Source organism: Microcystis sp. T1-4 (genome assembly GCF_000297435.1).
Taxonomy (GTDB): domain Bacteria; phylum Cyanobacteriota; class Cyanobacteriia; order Cyanobacteriales; family Microcystaceae; genus Microcystis.
The window spans coordinates 1-17793 of sequence record NZ_CAIP01000038.1 but is presented as its reverse complement, the minus strand read 5'-3'; the positions used below and the strand labels follow the sequence as shown (position 1 = coordinate 17793).

Below are 17793 nucleotides of genomic sequence, written 5' to 3'. Positions count from 1 at the left end.
CTTCTAACTCTAAGGCGGATGCGACTTGCTCAACACTTAACCCTAATGCCAACAAACGGGGGACCGCCTCTAGTGCTTTGTTTAGTCTGCCTTCCTGACGACCTTCCTGACGCGCTTCTTCGCGCACATCTTGAAAATACTGAGGGGGTCTGACAACTTTTAACACCTACCTACTTAAAACTGGCTAGGGGGTGGAACGAACCACAAAGACACAAAGGACACAAAGATTGATCGCTCCTATATAGGGTTTGCTGAATAAATCTAAAAACCTTGTTGGATAATATCTTTAGGCTTTTTTGAAATCAAAAAGTTCCGGGTCTGGGAGTGATCGGGGGGAAAATTTAGGCACTTTTTCCCTGAAAATTCGGTAATTGGCCACCTCAAAACCAGTAAAACCCTACACCCCACACCCTGTCCCCACGAAAAACTTTTTGCCGCAAACCCTACTTATAGCATCATTGGATTTTACTAACATTGAGAATACTTAAACCAATGATTTTATCCCCTTGATAACGAATAATCACATCATTATCTGTTAACTCGCTATCATCCGCCGGTAAAGATGGTTGATGAAAATTAATATACAAAACATCTGCTTTTGCATCATAAGCTGTCCAAAAATCTTGCTGAGGCAGAGCGTGAATCATCTTGGCGAAGTTAAGATAGGATTGAATATTAATGCTAGTTATGGCCATATTTGTTTCCTCTTGGTTAATTCACGAAGACGACGGGTTAAATAAGCAGTAATAATAAATCCCCCATCTAATAATTCTCGATAAACAACGATTAGATATTTTCCAGAAACTATTTGTTTAACTGCCAACAATTCCTGCTGGTTTCCTACTAGGATTTTCTCAGGATAGCGGATGGTTTCCAATATCTCCGCTTGATACGATACTAATTCACTATGTCCACTGATAATGTGTTTCCATCTCTCCTCTGTCAGACGAATTAAAACCCCATTCTGAGAAGTTGCATGAAGATTCATAGGTTCCGATTCAGTGCTAATAGACCTTTAAACCACACTTTTAACCCGATGAACCCTATTCCACCGTGACACTTTTGGCTAAATTGCGCGGCTGATCCACGTCTAAACCACGACGGGCCGCGATATGATAGGAGAGCAATTGTAGGGGAATTACTGTTAAAATTGGCGATAATAATTCCTCAACTTCCGGCACATACAACAAATCATTAAAGACTTTCGGTGCTTCCGTATCGCTGTCGGCAACTACTCCCAATAACCGCGCATCCCTGGCTTTTGCTTCCTGTGCATTGGAGAGAACCTTATCATAAACTATCCCCGGCATCGCAATCGCCACTACGGGAACTTTTGCATCTAAAAGCGCAATCGGTCCGTGTTTCATTTCTCCAGCGGGATAGCCTTCCGCATGAATATAACTGATTTCTTTGAGTTTTAAGGCCCCTTCCAAGGCAATGGGGAAATTAATCCCCCGTCCCAGGAAAATAAAGTCCTGGGTGTCATTAAATTCATGGGCTAATTCTTCGATCGCTTTTTCCTGTTTTTCTAAGACAGTTTCGATCGATCTTGGCAGCGATCGCATTTCATTAATAATTTGCTCGATTCTCTCTAAAGACAGAGTTTGACGACGATAGGACAAATCCAAAGCTAAGAGATAAAAACCCAATAACTGGGCGGTAAAACTCTTAGTTGCCGCCACCCCGATTTCGATCCCCGCTTGGGTATTAATAATCTGATCGACCATTTGTGCTAGGGTACTTTCGGGGCGATTAGTAATCCCGATAATCCGGGCCTGATATTTTTTTCCTAACCCTAAACGACGCTGTTTTTCTGTTTCCAACGCCGCTAAAGTGTCGGCTGTTTCCCCAGATTGTGTCACCCCGATGGTTAAAGTATTGGGCATCAGGGGGGTGGGGGCATAGCGAAATTCCGAGGCGTACTGTACCCTTGTGGGAATACCTGCCAACTGCTCAATCAAGTATTTCCCGACTAAACTGGCGTGCCAACTGGTTCCACAGGCTAAAATCTGAATATGTTCTAAATTTTCGTAAATTTCCTCAGAAAAATTAAGATTTATCGGGTTGACATTATCCCCATTTTGTGCATTCCAATGGGGATGCAGATAGGTCCCTAAACAGTCGCGCACCACTCCCGGTTGCTCGTAGATTTCCTTGAGCATGAAGTGACGATAACCCTGTTTTTCTACGGTGGTCGGACTCCAATCGAGAACTCTGGGGTTTTTACGGACTCTTTTCCCCTCAAAATTATAAATTTCTACTCCCAAGGGTGTTAACCGAGCGATTTCGCCATTATCCAAGGACAGCACCGCCCGGGTATGGGGAACTAAAGCACTGACATCGGAGGCACAGAAAAACTCCCCTTGACCGAAACCGATGATTAAAGGGGCGTGTTGCCGCACGACAATCAATTCATCGGGATAATCGGGACTAATCACCCCTAGGGCAAAGGCTCCCTCTAAACGTTGAATTGCCCTTAAAACTGCCTTGAGGAAAGGACTCACCCCCAAGTCTTCTTCATCGGTAGGTTTGGGTAGATAACTGGCGATTAGATGGGGAATAACTTCTGTGTCGGTTTCCGAGTCAAATATACAGCCTTTTTCCTTTAATTCTGTTCTTAATGCCTGAAAATTTTCGACAATGCCATTCTGTACCACTGCCACCCGTTGATTATTATCGGTGTGGGGATGGGCATTACTTTCTACGGGTTTGCCGTGGGTTGCCCAACGGGTGTGACCGATGCCAATTTGGGAGGGATTAACTTCCTGTTCTAATTTTTCCCGCAGATTGTAGAGTTTTCCCTGGGCGCGGACTCGATGTAATTCACCTTCGAGAATTGTGGCAATCCCTGCCGAATCATAACCCCGATATTCCAAACGTTCCAAACCAGCTAGGAGAATATCGATCGCTGTTTGGGTTCCGATATAGCCAACAATTCCGCACATTCTTTCGCTCACCCCATTTAGGCTAAGTCCGATCTATTCTATCGCAAGCGTGGCGCTTGTTTGCTTAGAGCCTAAAGACGCAGGGGTAAGGGTAAAGTTTCCCCTATAGGAGAGTGGGGTGTGGGGAGAATAAATAAAAGCAATATAGATCACCCAGCAGCATATTCTGTTCTTTTTGTCAAAAAAACTTTCCCTTTGCAACAAAACTACACAATTAATTGATCAACGGGTTGGCTTAAAAAAGGCTGTATAATCCCCAGTTATTGCTGTTGCTGAATAGACCCGTGTAGATTTAGCAAGGGTTTTTAGGATCAACAGACAGCTAAAAAGCCTAAAAAGCACAAAAAGACCCATCATTTCATACTGCGAAATTATACCATAATCGCTGGAAGTATTGCAACCTCGTAAACAAATGAGAAGTATTCTCAATAAATTCTGAAAAAATCATAAATATTGCGAAATGTAAATTTAAATATTCTCAATTATTAAAGCTTGTTTGATATAAAAAACTTATCAAAGGTAATTCAGTCACCGAATCTGCTGGGATGAGTCCAGAAAAGTTTTAATTTTTGCGGGCCTAAGCTAAGACGCATTTTAACCGTCTATCCTGAGATTAGCTGAATCTGACCCCCTTGCCCCCCGACCCCTAGGGTCGTTTCATTCTCTCAAATCCTTATCTGGCAACGTTTTTAGTCGATTTCTCGGAAATATATATCTGAAAATTTTTAAAAACGCCGTGCTTTGCTTGCCTCATAAGCGATTAAAGGTAGCAAAAAAAAGAATTAGATTCGGAGAATGAAACAGCCCTAGGGGTGTGGGGTGTGGGGAAGTGGGGAAGTGGGGTGTGGGGAAGTGGGGTGTGGGGTGTGGGGTGTAGGGTGTGGGGAGCTTTTTCAGTAAAAAGGCAGCTCCGAGCTTATGAGAGAAAATAGTGACCGGCAGATTTCTAGTCGATAATTAGGGAGATTTTCCCCGTCACCGAACCAGTTTCTAGCAATTGATGGGCGCTGATAGCTGCCGCTAAAGGGAAGGTTTGGGAGAGATGAATAGTTAACTTTTTCTCGTCAATTAAACGCGCCCCTTGTCTGAGAATTTCTGTGTGATATTTTTGCGCTTCTGGCAGTCCCATCAAAGCCGGGGTTAACATTAATTCTAAACTAATCCGCAAATTGCGATCGCGGGCTTCTTTCCAGCTGCCCGTAGGTTCCAAAATCGTCACCAGATCGCCGTACACTCGCACCGCTCGGCAGGTTTGCCCAAAAGTTTCCCCTCCCACCGTATCAAAAGCGATATCTACCCCTTTCCCTGCGGTTTCTTGAAGTATCGCCGCGACAAAATCGGTTTGTTTGTATAAAATCGGGTAATCTGCCCCTAATTGCCGCACTAAACGCTCTTTATCGCTATTTCCCACCGTCGTATAAACTTTAGCCCCCTTCAATTTCGCCAATTGAATCGCGACATGACCAACACCCCCGGCCCCGCCATGGATAAGGACGCTTTGTCCCGACTGGAGACGGGCGCGATCATAGAGTGCCTCCCAAGCGGTGATTAAAACCAAAGGTACAGCGGCCGCCTCGGCAAAAGAAAGAGATTTCGGCTTGTGGGCTAGATAATCCGCCTCGATTAGGGCATATTCAGCATAATTTCCCGTGCCGGCCCTGCCCAGTCCGCCGCTACAAAAGTACACTTCATCCCCGGGGCGAAAATCCTGCACCGCCGCCCCAACGGCCTCGACAATTCCCGCCCCATCACAGCCCAAAATGGCTGGCATTTGCTCGGGGTAAAAAGTGCCGCGTTTACGAATTTTTGTATCAATAGGGTTGACACCAGCCGCTTTTAATGCCACTAAAACCTGATGCGGTTGACTAATTTTCGGGGTGGCGACTTGCTGAAGCTGCAGCACATCCACGGCAGTCATGAGGATAGCTTTCATTCTATCTATTCGGGATTAACCCACATTAACGTCTGGCCAAATTCTACCGGTTCACCGTTAGCGACGGCGATTTCGACGATTTGCCCGGCCACTTCCGCTTCGATTTCGTTCATCAACTTCATCGCTTCGATGATACAGACCGTTTGCCCCACCCGAACTCGATCGTTTTTTTCCACGAAGGACGGTTCATCGGGAGCGGGAGCGCGATAAAAAGTGCCAACCATGGGAGAGGTAATCGCCAACCATTTTTTATCAATAGCGGCGGCCACGGGTTCGGCAGTGGGGGTTTCTGGGGCCGGGGTAGGACTGGCGGCCACCACTGGAGGGGCGACTGGGGCCGTCACCACCGGCAAGGGAGCGGGGAGAGGACTAAGGGCAGCATTAACGGTTCCTTTACGGATATTTAGCTCTAAATCCGTACTTTTCAGGCTAAATTCACTGATATCCGTTGCTGCCAGTGTTTTGATCAGTTCTCGAATTTCGTTGTAATCAATAGTCACCGCTCTGAAATCCCCCCGCAAATAAAAAGCAACAAATCCAAATTCACACCCACTAAACCGTCGATTTTTCCCATCTAGCGGCTAAGTTTTGGGAAACAGGCTCAGAAACACTGGCTTTAGTCCTAAACCCGTCCCTAATGCCCCATTTCTGGGCTTCTGATCACAATTATTCTCGTCCCAGATAGGAACCATCCCTGGTGTCCACTTTAATCCTTTCACCGATGGAAATAAACAGGGGAACCATCACCTGCGCTCCCGTTTCTACGATCGCCGGTTTGGTGCCACCAGTGGCCGTATCTCCCTTGACTCCTGGGTCCGTATCGGTGATTTCCAAGATTACCGAGGTGGGCAATTCCACATCTAACACTTGCTCATTCCAAAAGAGAATATTGACTTCCATTCCTTCTTTCAGATACTTGGCTCGATCGCCCATCTGTGCCGGGGTGAGAGTTGCTTCCTCAAAAGTCTCCATGTCCATGAAGACAAACTGATCGCCTTCTTTGTAGGTGTGCTGCATGGTCCGCTTTTCGATCGTGGCTGAGGGTAAGGTTTCCCCCGCCCGGAACGTCCGTTCTACCACGTTGCCGGTCTGAACATTTTTTAACTTGGTTCGCACGAAGGCCGATCCCTTACCCGGTTTGACGTGCAGGAATTCCACCACCCGCCAGACAGAGCCATCTATCTCAATGGTCGTGCCACTCCGAAAGTCGTTACTCGAAATCATGAAATGCTGTTTAGGCCAAGAAAGATCAACATTCCATTTTACATACTCGCCGTACCGAAAAAAACTTTTTTGCGGGAATTTGTCCCCATCGAAGCGAGGTGGACTAATACTAAATCCGTTGAGTGTAGGCTATATATCAGGACAGGCAATAGGCACTCTTGCAATAGGCAATAGGGGCAATAGATAATCCGGTTTTAATAACCGGATTTAGGATAGCCTAGGGGCAGCAGCTAAAAGTAAGTTAGAATTAATTGACTGACTGACATCTGAGAAGCGATAGCAACCATGACGGGTGTGGACTTACAGCAATTATTACTAGAAAAATGGGGTCGTTCCTACGATATCCAGCTGCGACGCATCAAAGATAAGGTTCATGTCCAGGTAATGTGGAAATATCTCGAACAAGCTTCTTTTCCCCTCTCCGAGTCTGAATATCTGGAACATCTCAATGCGATCGCTAATTATCTCCACGAATGGGGGGGTTTTAGTCAATTCCAAGCTTTTATCCGCGAAACTCGCGAGCGTCCCCGTCTCGGTAAAGCGGTTAGTCTGGCCTTAGATTTAGGTGAAAGGGCCTCGGAATGGCTGATCAGTGATCAGTGATCAATTTGAGATCAGGCAAGAGGCACTCTTGCAAGAGGCAACACCCCTCCTGGCCCCCCCCGATGTCGGGGGGGTTGGGGGGGCGGGGGAGATTCAGCTAATCTAAGGAGAGGCGGCTACAATGGGTCTTAGCTCACCAAATCCCTTTCTAAGGGTACCGATTAACTGCCAATCCAACCTGAAAAACCCTGTTATGTACTGTTTCTCCCCACTCCCCCACTTCCCACTCCCCCATCCCCTTCTCTAGACACAAAAAAGGCGTTAAGCTTAACCTCAACGCTTGCCTTTAATCTAATGACAGTGACTAGCTCTTGCGACGAACGAAAGCACCAGCACCGGCAACGGCTAAGACACCGAGGATAGCAGAGGGTTCGGGGATGTAAGTAGTTTGTCTGAAATCGTTGGTGATACTGTTAAGTGATCCGTTAACACTAGAGACAAAGAAAGTGTCTCTGACGTAAAGTTTCAGGATATTCGGATCAACTGGAACCGTTAGGCCAGGAGAGCCAATGCCACCAATATCAAGGCTTTTAGCCTCCGAGGTTCCGACCAAACTCGTCCCGCCGAAAGCATCTGACCAAACCGTCTTGTTCAGAGAGACACCGGAATCAGTCTGGCCAGTTGTGGTATAGCCAGCGCTGAATGCTTCGAACATCTTCGTCAAAAGTTCGTTGTCGGGAGTGTTGGGGTTATCAACGATCTCGATCGTGTAATCTATGACATAAGGGCCAGCTAGACTGGTCAGAGGGGTAGCTGGGGTGAAGGTCACGGTGTGCAAATCGCCCAAGGGCAGCACGGTTTCCGTAATGGTCAGAAAATTGGCCGGGTCATTTATACCAATGCCAGTTGAGGAGATGTGTGTAAACAACTTGTCCCCTTTTCGGCAAGGATTGGTCTTGAAATTGTTGAAACTTTGTGGTAAACACACCGCCTGCGCCTGCACGGGGGCAGCACCAGCAAAGCCGAAAGCGGCAACGCTGCCAGCGATAGCAAGAGCGCCAGTGGTTAGTTGTCTAGATATGTTGGTGATCATTTTAAGTTGTTTGTCAATTTATTAATTAGGGCAGTAATGCGGATACCTCCGTAGTCTAGAATAGTTATGACCTGGGAGCATCTGCCCCTTGGCATAAGTAGAAATGCTTAATGAGATCAATAAAAAAGTTAAAAAAGGCAACCATTTAGATAAGCACAGCGATGACGAAGGACTTGCGGTACATTACCAGATTCCCAACTTGCACCAGTCAAGTTAATGAAATGAAAAGAAAGTGAGATGCTCCCCAGTAGGGTGCGTTAGCGTAACTCACCAAAAACCTTTCTTTGTGGTGCGTTACGGCAATATTCAGAGCTTGATTTTTGCCCTAAAAACAAGGGATTGCCTAACGCACCCTACCCAACTTTAAATGCGTCTTAGCTTATCAGTGACCAGTGGGATTGTTAAGTGAACAGTATACTGCATTTAAATTGCGTATTGGATATTTTAATACAAATGCTCGAACTCGCCACTCCCCCACTTCCCCATCCCCTTCTCTAGACACAAAAAAATGCGTTAAGCTTAACCTTAACGCTTGTCTTTGCTCTAATGGCAGTGACTAGCTCTTGCGACGAAGGAAAAAGCCAACACCAGCAACAGCGAAGATACCCAGGACACCAGAGGGTTCGGGGATGGTTAGGGGAGGTGATGCAGGTGTATAAGTGTACTGAACCGAAGCACCGCAACCAGCCGTCGTGCTTTGGCTGGCAGTTATATTTCCGCCGCCACCCATAACCGTCAGACCACTCATGCTGGTGCAGGTGACACTAAATGTACTTCCTGCCGCACCGAGGAAATTAGACAACGCACTATTCCCAGTAGCTGGGAAATTGTACACTTTTGAGGAACTTGGGGTGTAAGGCCCGAAGTTTCGCGTCTGATTTGCTGAGTATGTTTGGCTACCACTAGAACTGGAAAAAGTAAAGGCGGGATCTCCATTGTCGGGGTTGGTTATGGTAATGCCATCGCTAAATGTAAAAGAAAGGTATGCCATACTAGTAATGCTGGCAGTTTGGGTAGTGTTAACGGTGTTAACACCAGAGAAATTCTGCGTAGCTCTACCAGACAGTGTTAATGCAACTCCTGTCAAAGTCCCCAAGCTACTATCAAATTTGCTCAAAGTATTCGTTTGATTGATTTCGGTACTTTGCTCGGCGTTGGTAAAGCTATAAGTTAGAGTGGCAGCGTTGGCTGCACCAGAGCCGACAAGTCCTAATCCGAGAGCGGCAACGGTGCCAGCGATAGCAAGAGCGCCAGTGGTTAGTTGTCTAGAGATGTTTGTGATCATTTTGATTTGTAGTTGGTAATAGGGCAAAAAACGGATATCGTTCAATAACAAACTTGCAAAAGATGGGCTGTAAAATATCACTATTGCACTTTGACAAATAGTAATACGGTATAGATTAGAAGCAGAAAGCAATCGCAATAATGTTATCTACTGCGACTATCATACAGCCCGTATCTAAAGACTTGTGTGATTTCATTTAGTCAAGGAAGTGTTTATGGTCACAGGTAAGCTGCAACGCAGATCATCATTGAACCTCGACATGATATTATGTCAAGACTAAACGTTTTTCTAGTTAAGAAATCTACCCAAATAAAAATGATTTTAATTGCCTGATATTTTTTCTGTGAAATTGAATTAGCAACGATAAGTAGGTGGGTGGAATTAAATATAAAATGAACGTAGGTTGGGTTGAAGCATGAAACCCAACGCCCGCATGGGTTACGCTACCGCTAACCCATCCTACAAATAATTGTGCCTACCTACTTAGATAGACATTTCAGTTATAGAACTATTTTGTTAGTACACAGCCGAAAAGGAAGCTGTGATTGGGTGACAATTTTTGCAGATGCCTATCGGGGTTTGCGGCAAAAAGTTTTTCCTGGGGGCAGGCCTCGGCCGTCGGGTTTTAGCCATTTTCAGGAGGGGAAAAAGCCTAAAAGTCTGATCCAACAAGGTTTTTAGATTTATTCAGTCAGTCCTAGATAAGCTGTTCCTAATTCAAATTGCTTGTTGAGACGAGGCAAGAGGCGCTCTTGCAAAAGGCAACTCTGAATGGGAGGGGAGGTCGGTGACGACCTTCTTCGACCCCTAATCCTCTGGAAATGCGTTGCAAGGGAGACCCTTGCAACGAGGTAAATAAAAACAATTATGACTATAGATAATAGTCTATTCTAGTTCCCGACAATCGGCCGGCAAAGAACTAAGATCAAGATTAAGGAACCCCCTACCGTTAAAGCTGATGAAATTACCCCGTCTTGCCACTTTAATCATTGGTCTGAGCTTTATTTTCGGATTAATGTTGTGGTTAGTCAACTCTATCTATCGTCTTTACATCCAGATCGCCTTTACCGCTCCTATCTTAGCCAATATTCTGCTTTTACTCATTATCGGACTGCTGGGCTTGCTAATATACGTTCTTTTGTACTACTTTTATCTGCTGCCCCAGCAGCAAAAAAGTCGCCGCGGATTGCGTTCTTCCTCCCGTCCACCCCTAAAATTACCAGTAGAAAAAACCGAGGCCGCCGGGGAAACCTTAAAAGCTATCCGGCAACAAGTGGAGCAAATTCAAGATAAAGTAACCCAACAGGTTTTTATTAAGCGTTCCCAAGAAATTGAGCGAAGTTTAGTCAGAAAAGAAGTTAAAATCATTGTTTTCGGCACGGGATCGGCGGGAAAAACCTCCCTAATTAACGCCCTCATCGGTCAAATGGTGGGCAATGTGGAGGCAACCATGGGAACCACGGAAAAAGGGGAAACCTATAGTTTAAAAATGAAAGGTGTGAATCGGGAAATTCAAATTACCGATACCCCCGGCATTCTCGAAATTGGTGCGGCCGGAGGTCAAAGGGAACAGTTAGCGCGACAATTAGCCACGGAAGCAGATTTACTTTTATTTGTCATCGATAACGATATTCGACAATCGGAATACGGCCCTTTATTGCGTTTAATTGATATTGGTAAACGTTCTCTCTTAGTCTTTAATAAAATCGATCTCTATAGCGACGAAGATCGAGAAATGATTTTAAAACAATTACGAGAACGGCTAAAAGGAGTGATCCTTTCCGCCGATATTATTGCCGTTACCGCTAATCCCCAACCAGTACAGTTAACCGGTGGACAAATCATCACACCAGAACCGGATATTTTAGCTTTAATTAAACGTTTAGCTTCAGTTTTACGGGCCGAAGGGGAGGATTTAGTGGCGGATAATATCCTCTTACAATCCCAAAGATTGGGGGAAGAAGCTAGGAAAATTATTGATCGCCAACGTCGTCGCCAAGCTGATAAAATTATCGATCGCTATCAGTGGATCGGTGCGGGAGTGATTGCGGTGACTCCCTTACCAGTGTTCGATCTGTTAGCAACGGCGGCGGTTAATGCTCAAATGGTCAGAGAAATTGGTCAAGTTTATGGCTGTGAAATTAACAGCGATCGAGGCAAGGAATTGGCTCTATCTTTAGGCAAAACTCTAGTTAGTTTGGGAGTAGTGAAAGGAGCAGTAGAATTATTAGCCAGAATCCTACAATTAAATTTTACTACCTATATAGTCGGTAAGGCAATTCAAGGGGTCAGTGCCGCCTATTTAACCCGCATTGCTGGCAAAAGTTTTATTGAATATTTCCGTCAGGATCAAGACTGGGGTGACGGTGGTATGACGGAAGTGGTACAAAGACAATTTCAACTCAGTCGCAAGGAAGAATTTATTAAGTCTTTTGTGGCCGATGCGATCGGTAAAGTGGTACAACCTTTTCAGGATGATTGGCAGCAAGAAGAAGTTTTAGAAGCTACTCGCGAGGATGATTGGTAAAGATCGAACCTTGAAGCGATAGGCAAAATTGTATAGTAATTGTTACAATCGTTTTGGGGTTCCACAAGGGCAAAAAAAGATGCGACAGCAAGTTATCGACTGGTTAAAAGAAAACGTCAACGAACACCGTCTGCGCCATATTCTCGGTGTGGAGACCATGTGTATTGATTTAGCTCGTCATCACGATCTCGATACCGTCCAAGCAGGGCAAGCCGGGTTAATGCACGATCTGGCTAAATTTTTCAAGCCCAAAAAACTGCTAAAAATGGCGGAATCGGCGGGAATAGACGTGGATAATATCTGTGCATCCCATCCCCACTTACTCCACGCCGACGTGAGCGCAATTGTCGCCAAAAAAGAATTTAACGTTACCGACGAGGAAATTCTCGAAGCAATTCGCAATCATACCCTCGGTAAACCCAATATGAGCGATCTTAGCTGTATAGTCTTTATTGCCGATGCCTTGGAACCCAATCGCGGCGATACACCCGAATTAAACGCCCTACGACAACTCAGCTATCAAAATCTCCATAAAAGCGTTCAACAAACCTGCGATTATTCCCTAAAATATCTTTTAAGTAGCCATTGTCCCATTCATCCCCGCACCGTGCTAACGCGCAACTGGGCGTTACAAATTGTTAAAGAACAACCAACAGAAACTAAAACCATTGATTAACATAATCTCAAGACTCGCTTACAACCACCTCAGCCAAAGGATAACCACAACCTGAATGACCAATCCCACTGGAATTATTACCCCCATCGCCGAAAATCTCAAGACCGAAAATTTTCTAGAGACAATTGTTACCGCTGCCGAGGACAAGAAAGCAGGGGACATCGCCATCCTGAAAGTCGCCGATATCTGTTATTTAACCGATTATTTTCTGATTATTACCGGCTATTCTACCACCCAAGTGCGAGCGATCGAGGATGCGATCGAAGCTGCTATGGAACTAGAATGGCAACAATCCCCCCGACAAGTGGAAGGAAAAAGCGAAGGTAGCTGGATCCTGATGGATTATGGCGCTATCATTGTCCATATCTTTTTACCAAAAGAGCGAGAATTTTATAATTTAGAAGCATTTTGGGGTCATGCTCAACGGATTCCTCTACCTAGCGACCATTTAGAGGAGTAGAATCCATGAAATCCTCCCTTGATTTCTGTCCCGTCCCGGAAGAACAGCAACCGGTTAACGAGTACGAACAATTAAAAGAATCTTGGTTTTTCCGTTGGGCGACGCTAGATGTAGCCTCTTATACAAAAAAAATTGTCTGGTTATGGTTGTGGACATGGTTAATTGTCGGACCGATTGCCGCCGCTAGTTTTCCCCTCAAAAAGGCCCCTTTTCTCTTCTTCTGCGCGGGGATTTTTGGCTCGACAATTTTGGTAGGATTGGTGTTATTGCGCTTGTATTTAGGCTGGATCTACGTCTATGATCGCTTGCAATCGGAGAAAGTATTTTATGAAGAGTCGGGCTGGTACGATGGCCAAATCTGGACAAAAACCGCCGCCATTTTAACCCGCGATCGTTTAATCGTCTCCTATCAAATCCAGCCCATTCTCCAGCGTTTACAAAAAACCGCCCTGATTTTAGGGGCAATTGTCGCTATCAGTGGTCTTTTCTGGCTATTTTTCACTCACTAACCGCAACCAATCACCAATCTGAATGAATAGGGTAAAACGTTCACCAACCCACCGATTAGAAATTCATCTCCTCCGGGAAGGTATTATTGAATCGGTTCATCATGTCGAGGCCGCTATTTGCGATGACCGCGGCCGGGTATTATCCACCGCCGGCAGCGCCGAAACTAGCGCCTTTATTCGTTCGGCCCTGAAACCTTTTCAAGCACTGGCTGTCATCAGTACCGGCACCCTCGAACGCTACGATCTCAACGATAAGGATCTAGCCATTATCTGTAGTTCTCACCAAGGCACGGTGGAACACGCCCGTCAAGTCTTTAATATTCTCTGGCGCGCCGATATCGATCCCAATGCCCTGCAATGTCCCCTCCCCGAAGGCAAACCCAGTCGCTTGCAGTACAATTGTTCTGGCAAACACGCCGGGATGTTAGCAGTGTGTCAACAGCGTGGCTGGCCGTTAAATACCTATCTGCGGCGTTCTAGTCAGATACAAAAGCTAATTTTAAGCAAAATTGCCGAATTATTGGGAATGCCGGGGGATGAATTAATCAGCGCCCACGATGACTGCGGTGCGCCCACCTATTCAATGCAGTTGGGGCAAATGGCCCATCTCTACGCCCAGTTAGCCTCTGGCAACCGTTTAGACTTAGAAAGAATCGTCCGGGCGATGACCTATCATCCCCGCATGGTAGCAGGAGAAGGGGCTTTTGATACGGAATTAATGCAGGTTAGCCAAGGGGAAATCGTCAGTAAAGCCGGGGCCGAAGGGATTCAATGTATCGGGCGCGTCGGTGAAGGTTTAGGATTAGCAATAAAAGCTTTAGATGGTTCCAAACGGGCTAAATATGCCGCCGCTTTGCAAATTCTCAAACAGTTAGGCTGGATTACTCCCAATGTGGCCGAATCTCTCTCGGAAAAATTCCTTAAAATCGGCAGTTATACCCGCTTGGAAGTGGTGGGAGAAATGGCTTTGTTATAAATAGTGGGTTGACCAAGGGTAACACATCAAAAACTTTTCTTTTTGGTGTGTTAGGGCAGTATTTATATCTTAATTTTTTTCCTCAAAAACTGAACTTCGGAGTACAATACCTATGACTAAATTAATTCAAGAAACTTTCGAGCAAATTGCACTGCTTTCTGAAGAACAACAAGATAGCCTAGCAACCTATCTAAAAAAACACCTAGCTGAATTTTTAGAAGAAGCGGAAAAAGAACGACGAATTGCAGAAGGGACTTATACCATAAGTGATTTTAACCAAAAAACTTAACAAGCTATTCAGAATATTGAATAACAAAAAAACTTAACTGTTTGCAAGGATCAAGTTGAACTATATCAGCAGCTAAGAATTTAATGTTATTAACCATTTTTGAAAATCGCTTTAAGAAAGATATTAAACGACTGCAAAAACGGGAAAAAGATATGACCAAACTGAAAAATGTCATTGATAAATTACTTGAAAAGCAAGAACTAGAACCTAAATAGGGTTTGCTGAATAATGTTAAAACCCTTTTAAAATAAGGCTTTTAACAGGTCAAAACCCTTTTCTGCAAACGTTAGGACAGATGAACTTCTTTCTTGCCTTTGATGTTTGTTTTTACAGATAAGACTTAGCATTCGAGATTAGTCAAAAATAGTTTGACTAGAGAAAAAAGAGGTGTGTTAGATTTCATTAACTACCAGGGCGGCGATCGCAATTCAATTTATTTTAACCATACCTCTTGATTCAGGATTAAATCCTTCTGGAAAACCAGTGGAGCAAGGGTAACTCAAGGATAAGCTTTCACACAACTTGGGTGAAGTGCTTGCATCAGTGTATTTCGCATCTTGCAGATTAGCTCTGTATAGTGTTGCCATTTGAAGTTTTGCTCCGGCTAAGTCAGAAGATTGAAGATTGGCTTCAACCAAGCCAGCACTATGGAGGTTTGCTCCCCTCAAGTTTGCACCTCTCAAGTTTGCTCTAAACAAATCAGCTCCTGCAAGATTAGCAATACGTAACCTAGAACCTTGAAGATGCGCTGCTGCTAGGATAGATTTTTGAAGATTCGCTCCCTCCAAACTAGAGTTTTGAAGATTTGCCCCTCGTAAGTTGGCATTTTTGAGATTTGCTTGCCAGAGATCTGCATTAGGCAATTGAATATTTTGCAAAAAAGCGTTCGGAGCTTCTAAGCCTTGTAAACTCTCCGGGTTCCATGTCAACCAGAACCAAGGGAATCTGTGCCGTCCTGGAATGCCTGGAGAGGCATTTAATAACTCAAGGGCTTGAATTCGTCCTCCGCTACCTTTTTGCTCGTAAGCGGCAGTAATAACTGTCCACGCTTGAGTAACGTCGGAGTTACGCTGTTTTTGCTCCCCGTAAGTGAGATAAGTAATAGCGGCAATTAAAACAGCTAGATTTGATATTGGTCCTAACTGTTCTAACAGCTTCAAGGTCTTCTGACACGTCTTCTTAAGATGATCAATCATTTGCGCTTTAGCCATCAAAACTCCCGATTGCTTGAAGATTGCCCCATGAAAGCTTAGAACCTCGACTGCTACAAAAGTTAATTCAAATCAATTCCAATACCTATTCAGAAGTGGACTGAACTGGCATCACCAAAGGGTGAGCAGGCCAAATATCGATTATACAAAAACTTTCTCCATAACACTCCTGAGAGTAAAGATAATTGGAAACTTTCAGCATATCACCCCATTTTAGCACCATCGCAGCGAACTTTTCCGCGTATCATAACCAAAAGCGTATTAGCCAGATTAAACAACCTCTTTTAAGTAGATTCCTAACAACAAGCTGCAATAAAATAGACTTTTCGGGAAGTCTAGCACTACTTGCTTCAGTCCACCCCACAATTACCTAATTTTCGGGGAAAAAGTGCCAAAATTTTGCCCCCAATCGCTCTTATGTCTGGCACTTTTTCAGGGCAAAAAAATCTAAAAATCTTAGCCAACAATGTTTTTAGATTTATTCAGCCAACCCTAAGTTAAATTTTGAGTTGATCGATTAAATCGCGCATAATTTTGGCCGAATTATGTAACTGTTCCGTTTCTCTGGGACTAAGAGCAAGATTCAGAGTTTTTATCACTCCTTTCTCGTTAACCACCGAGGGAATACTTAAACACACATCTTTGAGACCGTATTGACCATCGAGGAGAGTGCTAATAGTGAGAATTCTTTCTTGGGAACGTAAAATTGCTTTAACGATATCCGTGGTAGCTAAACCGATCGCATAGCTAGTATAACCCTTGCGTTTGATAATTTCATAGGCGGCGTTTTTAACCTGAAGAAAAATTTCTGTTAAGCTTTCTTGGTCGGCTGCGCTTAAATCCTGCCAATCTCCTTCGAGTAACCTTGCTCCTCCGATATTAGCCGAACTCCAGACAGCAAGCTCACTATCCCCGTGTTCACCGATAATATAAGCGTGGACGTTACGCGCATCTACATGGAGTTGGGTGGATAAAAGAGAGCGTAAACGGGCAGAATCTAGCACCGTACCCGAACCAATCACCCTAGAAGGCGGAAAATGGGTGATTTTAAGGGTAACATAGGTCATGATATCGACGGGATTACTCACCACCAAAATCAAAGCACTGGGGCAGTAAACAGCCACATCCGCAAGAATACGGCGAAAAATCGCCACATTTCGTTCAAGGAGATGTAATCTGGTTTCTCCCTCTTTTTGGGCAGCCCCGGCAGTAATAATCACCACATCGGCATTTTGTCCCACATCGGCCACGGTTCCCATTTTCAAGTCTGTGGGTTCAATAAAAGGCATTCCGTGCCTTAAATCCATCACTTCCCCTTCGACTTTATCCGTGGCGATATCTTGCAGAATTAATTCATCAAAACAGTCTTGAATTAACATCGAGTAAGCGCAGGCCATCCCCACCTGACCAACACCGATAATCACCCCCTTGCGAGGACGCAGAGGTGCGGGTTTTTCAGCGTAGGGATTGGGAGTAAATATTTTATCTAGCATAGATTTTGGCAGTTATTGGCTCGGTAAGCCCATTTTAAAGGGAAATGGTTAATATCAGGTAAAAGGAGACTATAAAGAGATTTTGAGGACGTTATCGGCCATTTTTTTCTGGTCAGTGGTCGGACAAATTTCTTGTCTTTATTCCCTGACCCCTAGTTTAAGAGAATTGAGGGCCGCTGACAGCTTCAGGCTATATCCTAAAATTAGGGATAAAGTGACAGTAGGAGGCGAACCGATGATCTATCACATCACTACAGAAAGAGGTTGGCAAATAGCTCGTGAAATGGGGGAATATCGGGCGTATTCCCTAAAAAATGAGGGATTTATCCATTGCTCCACCTTAGAACAAATTCCGAAAGTTGTGGCCGCTTTTTATCAAAATCAGCCAGATTTGCTGGTTTTAGCCATTTCTCTCGAACAATTGCAGTCCCCATTCAAATGGGAGCAGCCCCAGCATCCTAACCCAGAAAGTGCCACTTTAGAGCTAGAAAAAGAGACCTTTCCCCATATTTACGGTGCTATCAACCTAGAATCGGTGGTTTTTGTCAAACCCTTACAGGAGTTGCTCAATTCCTAAGTAGGGATGCACAATTATTTGTAGGATGGGTTAGCGGTAGCGTAACATGAGC

Annotated in this window: 19 protein-coding genes; 9 read left to right on the top strand and 10 right to left on the bottom strand. The window is 44.7% G+C overall.

The window, feature by feature from the left end; all coding sequences use genetic code 11:
• Positions 1-455 precede the first annotated feature (455 nt).
• From MICAI_RS02090 to efp, 6 genes are all read right to left on the bottom strand, one after another.
• Positions 456-695: a DUF2283 domain-containing protein gene (locus MICAI_RS02090; RefSeq protein ID WP_002794713.1), complete on the bottom strand. Its 240-nt coding sequence runs from the start codon at positions 693-695 to the stop codon at positions 456-458.
• The gene (locus MICAI_RS02085; RefSeq protein ID WP_008197156.1) at positions 686-988 is read right to left on the bottom strand and encodes a hypothetical protein; all 303 of its coding nucleotides are present in this window, start codon (positions 986-988) and stop codon (positions 686-688) included. Before MICAI_RS02085 ends, MICAI_RS02090 begins: the two co-directional genes overlap by 10 nt.
• Before the next feature lie 55 nt (positions 989-1043).
• Positions 1044-2945, bottom strand: a complete 1902-nt coding sequence (glmS, locus tag MICAI_RS02080) for a glutamine--fructose-6-phosphate transaminase (isomerizing) (RefSeq protein ID WP_008197154.1) — start codon at positions 2943-2945, stop codon at positions 1044-1046.
• 946 nt (positions 2946-3891) lie between these two features.
• A complete protein-coding gene (locus tag MICAI_RS02075) occupies positions 3892-4878 on the bottom strand; it encodes a zinc-dependent alcohol dehydrogenase family protein (RefSeq protein WP_008197152.1) in 987 nt (328 codons plus the stop codon).
• A 5-nt stretch (positions 4879-4883) separates the two neighbouring features.
• Positions 4884-5378, bottom strand: a complete 495-nt coding sequence (gene accB, locus MICAI_RS02070) for an acetyl-CoA carboxylase biotin carboxyl carrier protein (RefSeq protein WP_008197151.1) — start codon at positions 5376-5378, stop codon at positions 4884-4886.
• 166 nt (positions 5379-5544) lie between these two features.
• Positions 5545-6102 (bottom strand): elongation factor P, encoded by a 558-nt coding sequence (gene efp / locus MICAI_RS02065; protein ID WP_008197149.1) that lies wholly within the window; start codon positions 6100-6102, stop codon positions 5545-5547.
• A gap of 285 nt (positions 6103-6387) precedes the next feature.
• On the opposite strand from efp, the gene MICAI_RS02060 reads away from it, so the two are divergent.
• On the top strand, positions 6388-6705 hold the full coding sequence (locus tag MICAI_RS02060) for a DUF3067 family protein (RefSeq protein ID WP_002756874.1): 318 nt from the start codon (positions 6388-6390) through the stop codon (positions 6703-6705).
• A 304-nt stretch (positions 6706-7009) separates the two neighbouring features.
• On the opposite strand, the gene MICAI_RS02055 is transcribed toward MICAI_RS02060, so the two are convergent.
• Positions 7010-7738, bottom strand: a complete 729-nt coding sequence (locus tag MICAI_RS02055) for a PEP-CTERM sorting domain-containing protein (RefSeq protein WP_008197142.1) — start codon at positions 7736-7738, stop codon at positions 7010-7012.
• 556 nt (positions 7739-8294) lie between these two features.
• Positions 8295-9155 carry a choice-of-anchor E domain-containing protein gene (locus tag MICAI_RS02050; RefSeq protein WP_149989196.1) on the bottom strand — a complete coding sequence of 287 codons (861 nt, stop codon included), beginning with the start codon at positions 9153-9155 and terminating at the stop codon, positions 8295-8297.
• A gap of 826 nt (positions 9156-9981) precedes the next feature.
• Here MICAI_RS02050 and MICAI_RS02045 point away from each other — a divergent pair.
• The 7 genes from MICAI_RS02045 (at position 9982) to MICAI_RS02020 (ending at position 14675) form a co-directional block, all read left to right on the top strand.
• Entirely contained in the window at positions 9982-11550 is a 1569-nt protein-coding gene (locus MICAI_RS02045; protein ID WP_008197138.1) for a YcjF family protein, read from the top strand.
• A gap of 79 nt (positions 11551-11629) precedes the next feature.
• Entirely contained in the window at positions 11630-12226 is a 597-nt protein-coding gene (yqeK, locus tag MICAI_RS02040) for a bis(5'-nucleosyl)-tetraphosphatase (symmetrical) YqeK (RefSeq protein ID WP_008197136.1), read from the top strand.
• A 55-nt stretch (positions 12227-12281) separates the two neighbouring features.
• Positions 12282-12686: a ribosome silencing factor gene (gene rsfS / locus MICAI_RS02035; RefSeq protein WP_008197135.1), complete on the top strand. Its 405-nt coding sequence runs from the start codon at positions 12282-12284 to the stop codon at positions 12684-12686.
• Between the two features lie 5 nt (positions 12687-12691).
• Entirely contained in the window at positions 12692-13195 is a 504-nt protein-coding gene (locus MICAI_RS02030; protein WP_002763155.1) for a CGLD27 family protein, read from the top strand.
• Positions 13196-13217: 22 nt separating this feature from the next.
• On the top strand, positions 13218-14171 hold the full coding sequence (locus MICAI_RS02025) for an asparaginase (RefSeq protein ID WP_008197132.1): 954 nt from the start codon (positions 13218-13220) through the stop codon (positions 14169-14171).
• A gap of 112 nt (positions 14172-14283) precedes the next feature.
• Positions 14284-14460: a hypothetical protein gene (locus MICAI_RS25615; RefSeq protein ID WP_008197130.1), complete on the top strand. Its 177-nt coding sequence runs from the start codon at positions 14284-14286 to the stop codon at positions 14458-14460.
• 83 nt (positions 14461-14543) lie between these two features.
• Positions 14544-14675 (top strand): type II toxin-antitoxin system YafQ family toxin, encoded by a 132-nt coding sequence (locus tag MICAI_RS02020; RefSeq protein ID WP_008197128.1) that lies wholly within the window; start codon positions 14544-14546, stop codon positions 14673-14675.
• A gap of 213 nt (positions 14676-14888) precedes the next feature.
• Here MICAI_RS02020 and MICAI_RS02015 read toward each other — a convergent pair whose 3' ends face one another.
• Both MICAI_RS02015 and MICAI_RS02010 read right to left on the bottom strand, forming a co-directional pair.
• Positions 14889-15671 carry a pentapeptide repeat-containing protein gene (locus MICAI_RS02015; RefSeq protein ID WP_008197125.1) on the bottom strand — a complete coding sequence of 261 codons (783 nt, stop codon included), beginning with the start codon at positions 15669-15671 and terminating at the stop codon, positions 14889-14891.
• Positions 15672-16168: 497 nt separating this feature from the next.
• On the bottom strand, positions 16169-17164 hold the full coding sequence (locus MICAI_RS02010) for an L-lactate dehydrogenase (RefSeq protein WP_008197123.1): 996 nt from the start codon (positions 17162-17164) through the stop codon (positions 16169-16171).
• 235 nt (positions 17165-17399) lie between these two features.
• Between MICAI_RS02010 and MICAI_RS02005 the strand changes: the two genes are divergently transcribed.
• Positions 17400-17741 (top strand): DUF952 domain-containing protein, encoded by a 342-nt coding sequence (locus tag MICAI_RS02005; RefSeq protein ID WP_008197121.1) that lies wholly within the window; start codon positions 17400-17402, stop codon positions 17739-17741.
• The last annotated feature ends 52 nt before the right edge of the window (positions 17742-17793 follow it).

Coding starts and splice junctions, on each gene's coding strand:
- MICAI_RS02090 (WP_002794713.1), bottom strand. CDS start 695: ATGGCCATAACTAGCATTAATATTCAATCCTATCTTAACTTCGCCAAG.
- MICAI_RS02085 (WP_008197156.1), bottom strand. CDS start 988: ATGAATCTTCATGCAACTTCTCAGAATGGGGTTTTAATTCGTCTGACA.
- glmS (WP_008197154.1), bottom strand. CDS start 2,945: ATGTGCGGAATTGTTGGCTATATCGGAACCCAAACAGCGATCGATATT.
- MICAI_RS02075 (WP_008197152.1), bottom strand. CDS start 4,878: ATGAAAGCTATCCTCATGACTGCCGTGGATGTGCTGCAGCTTCAGCAA.
- efp (WP_008197149.1), bottom strand. CDS start 6,102: ATGATTTCGAGTAACGACTTTCGGAGTGGCACGACCATTGAGATAGAT.
- MICAI_RS02060 (WP_002756874.1), top strand. CDS start 6,388: ATGACGGGTGTGGACTTACAGCAATTATTACTAGAAAAATGGGGTCGT.
- MICAI_RS02055 (WP_008197142.1), bottom strand. CDS start 7,738: ATGATCACCAACATATCTAGACAACTAACCACTGGCGCTCTTGCTATC.
- MICAI_RS02045 (WP_008197138.1), top strand. CDS start 9,982: ATGAAATTACCCCGTCTTGCCACTTTAATCATTGGTCTGAGCTTTATT.
- yqeK (WP_008197136.1), top strand. CDS start 11,630: ATGCGACAGCAAGTTATCGACTGGTTAAAAGAAAACGTCAACGAACAC.
- rsfS (WP_008197135.1), top strand. CDS start 12,282: ATGACCAATCCCACTGGAATTATTACCCCCATCGCCGAAAATCTCAAG.
- MICAI_RS02030 (WP_002763155.1), top strand. CDS start 12,692: ATGAAATCCTCCCTTGATTTCTGTCCCGTCCCGGAAGAACAGCAACCG.
- MICAI_RS02025 (WP_008197132.1), top strand. CDS start 13,218: ATGAATAGGGTAAAACGTTCACCAACCCACCGATTAGAAATTCATCTC.
- MICAI_RS25615 (WP_008197130.1), top strand. CDS start 14,284: ATGACTAAATTAATTCAAGAAACTTTCGAGCAAATTGCACTGCTTTCT.
- MICAI_RS02020 (WP_008197128.1), top strand. CDS start 14,544: ATGTTATTAACCATTTTTGAAAATCGCTTTAAGAAAGATATTAAACGA.
- MICAI_RS02015 (WP_008197125.1), bottom strand. CDS start 15,671: ATGGCTAAAGCGCAAATGATTGATCATCTTAAGAAGACGTGTCAGAAG.
- MICAI_RS02010 (WP_008197123.1), bottom strand. CDS start 17,164: ATGCTAGATAAAATATTTACTCCCAATCCCTACGCTGAAAAACCCGCA.
- MICAI_RS02005 (WP_008197121.1), top strand. CDS start 17,400: ATGATCTATCACATCACTACAGAAAGAGGTTGGCAAATAGCTCGTGAA.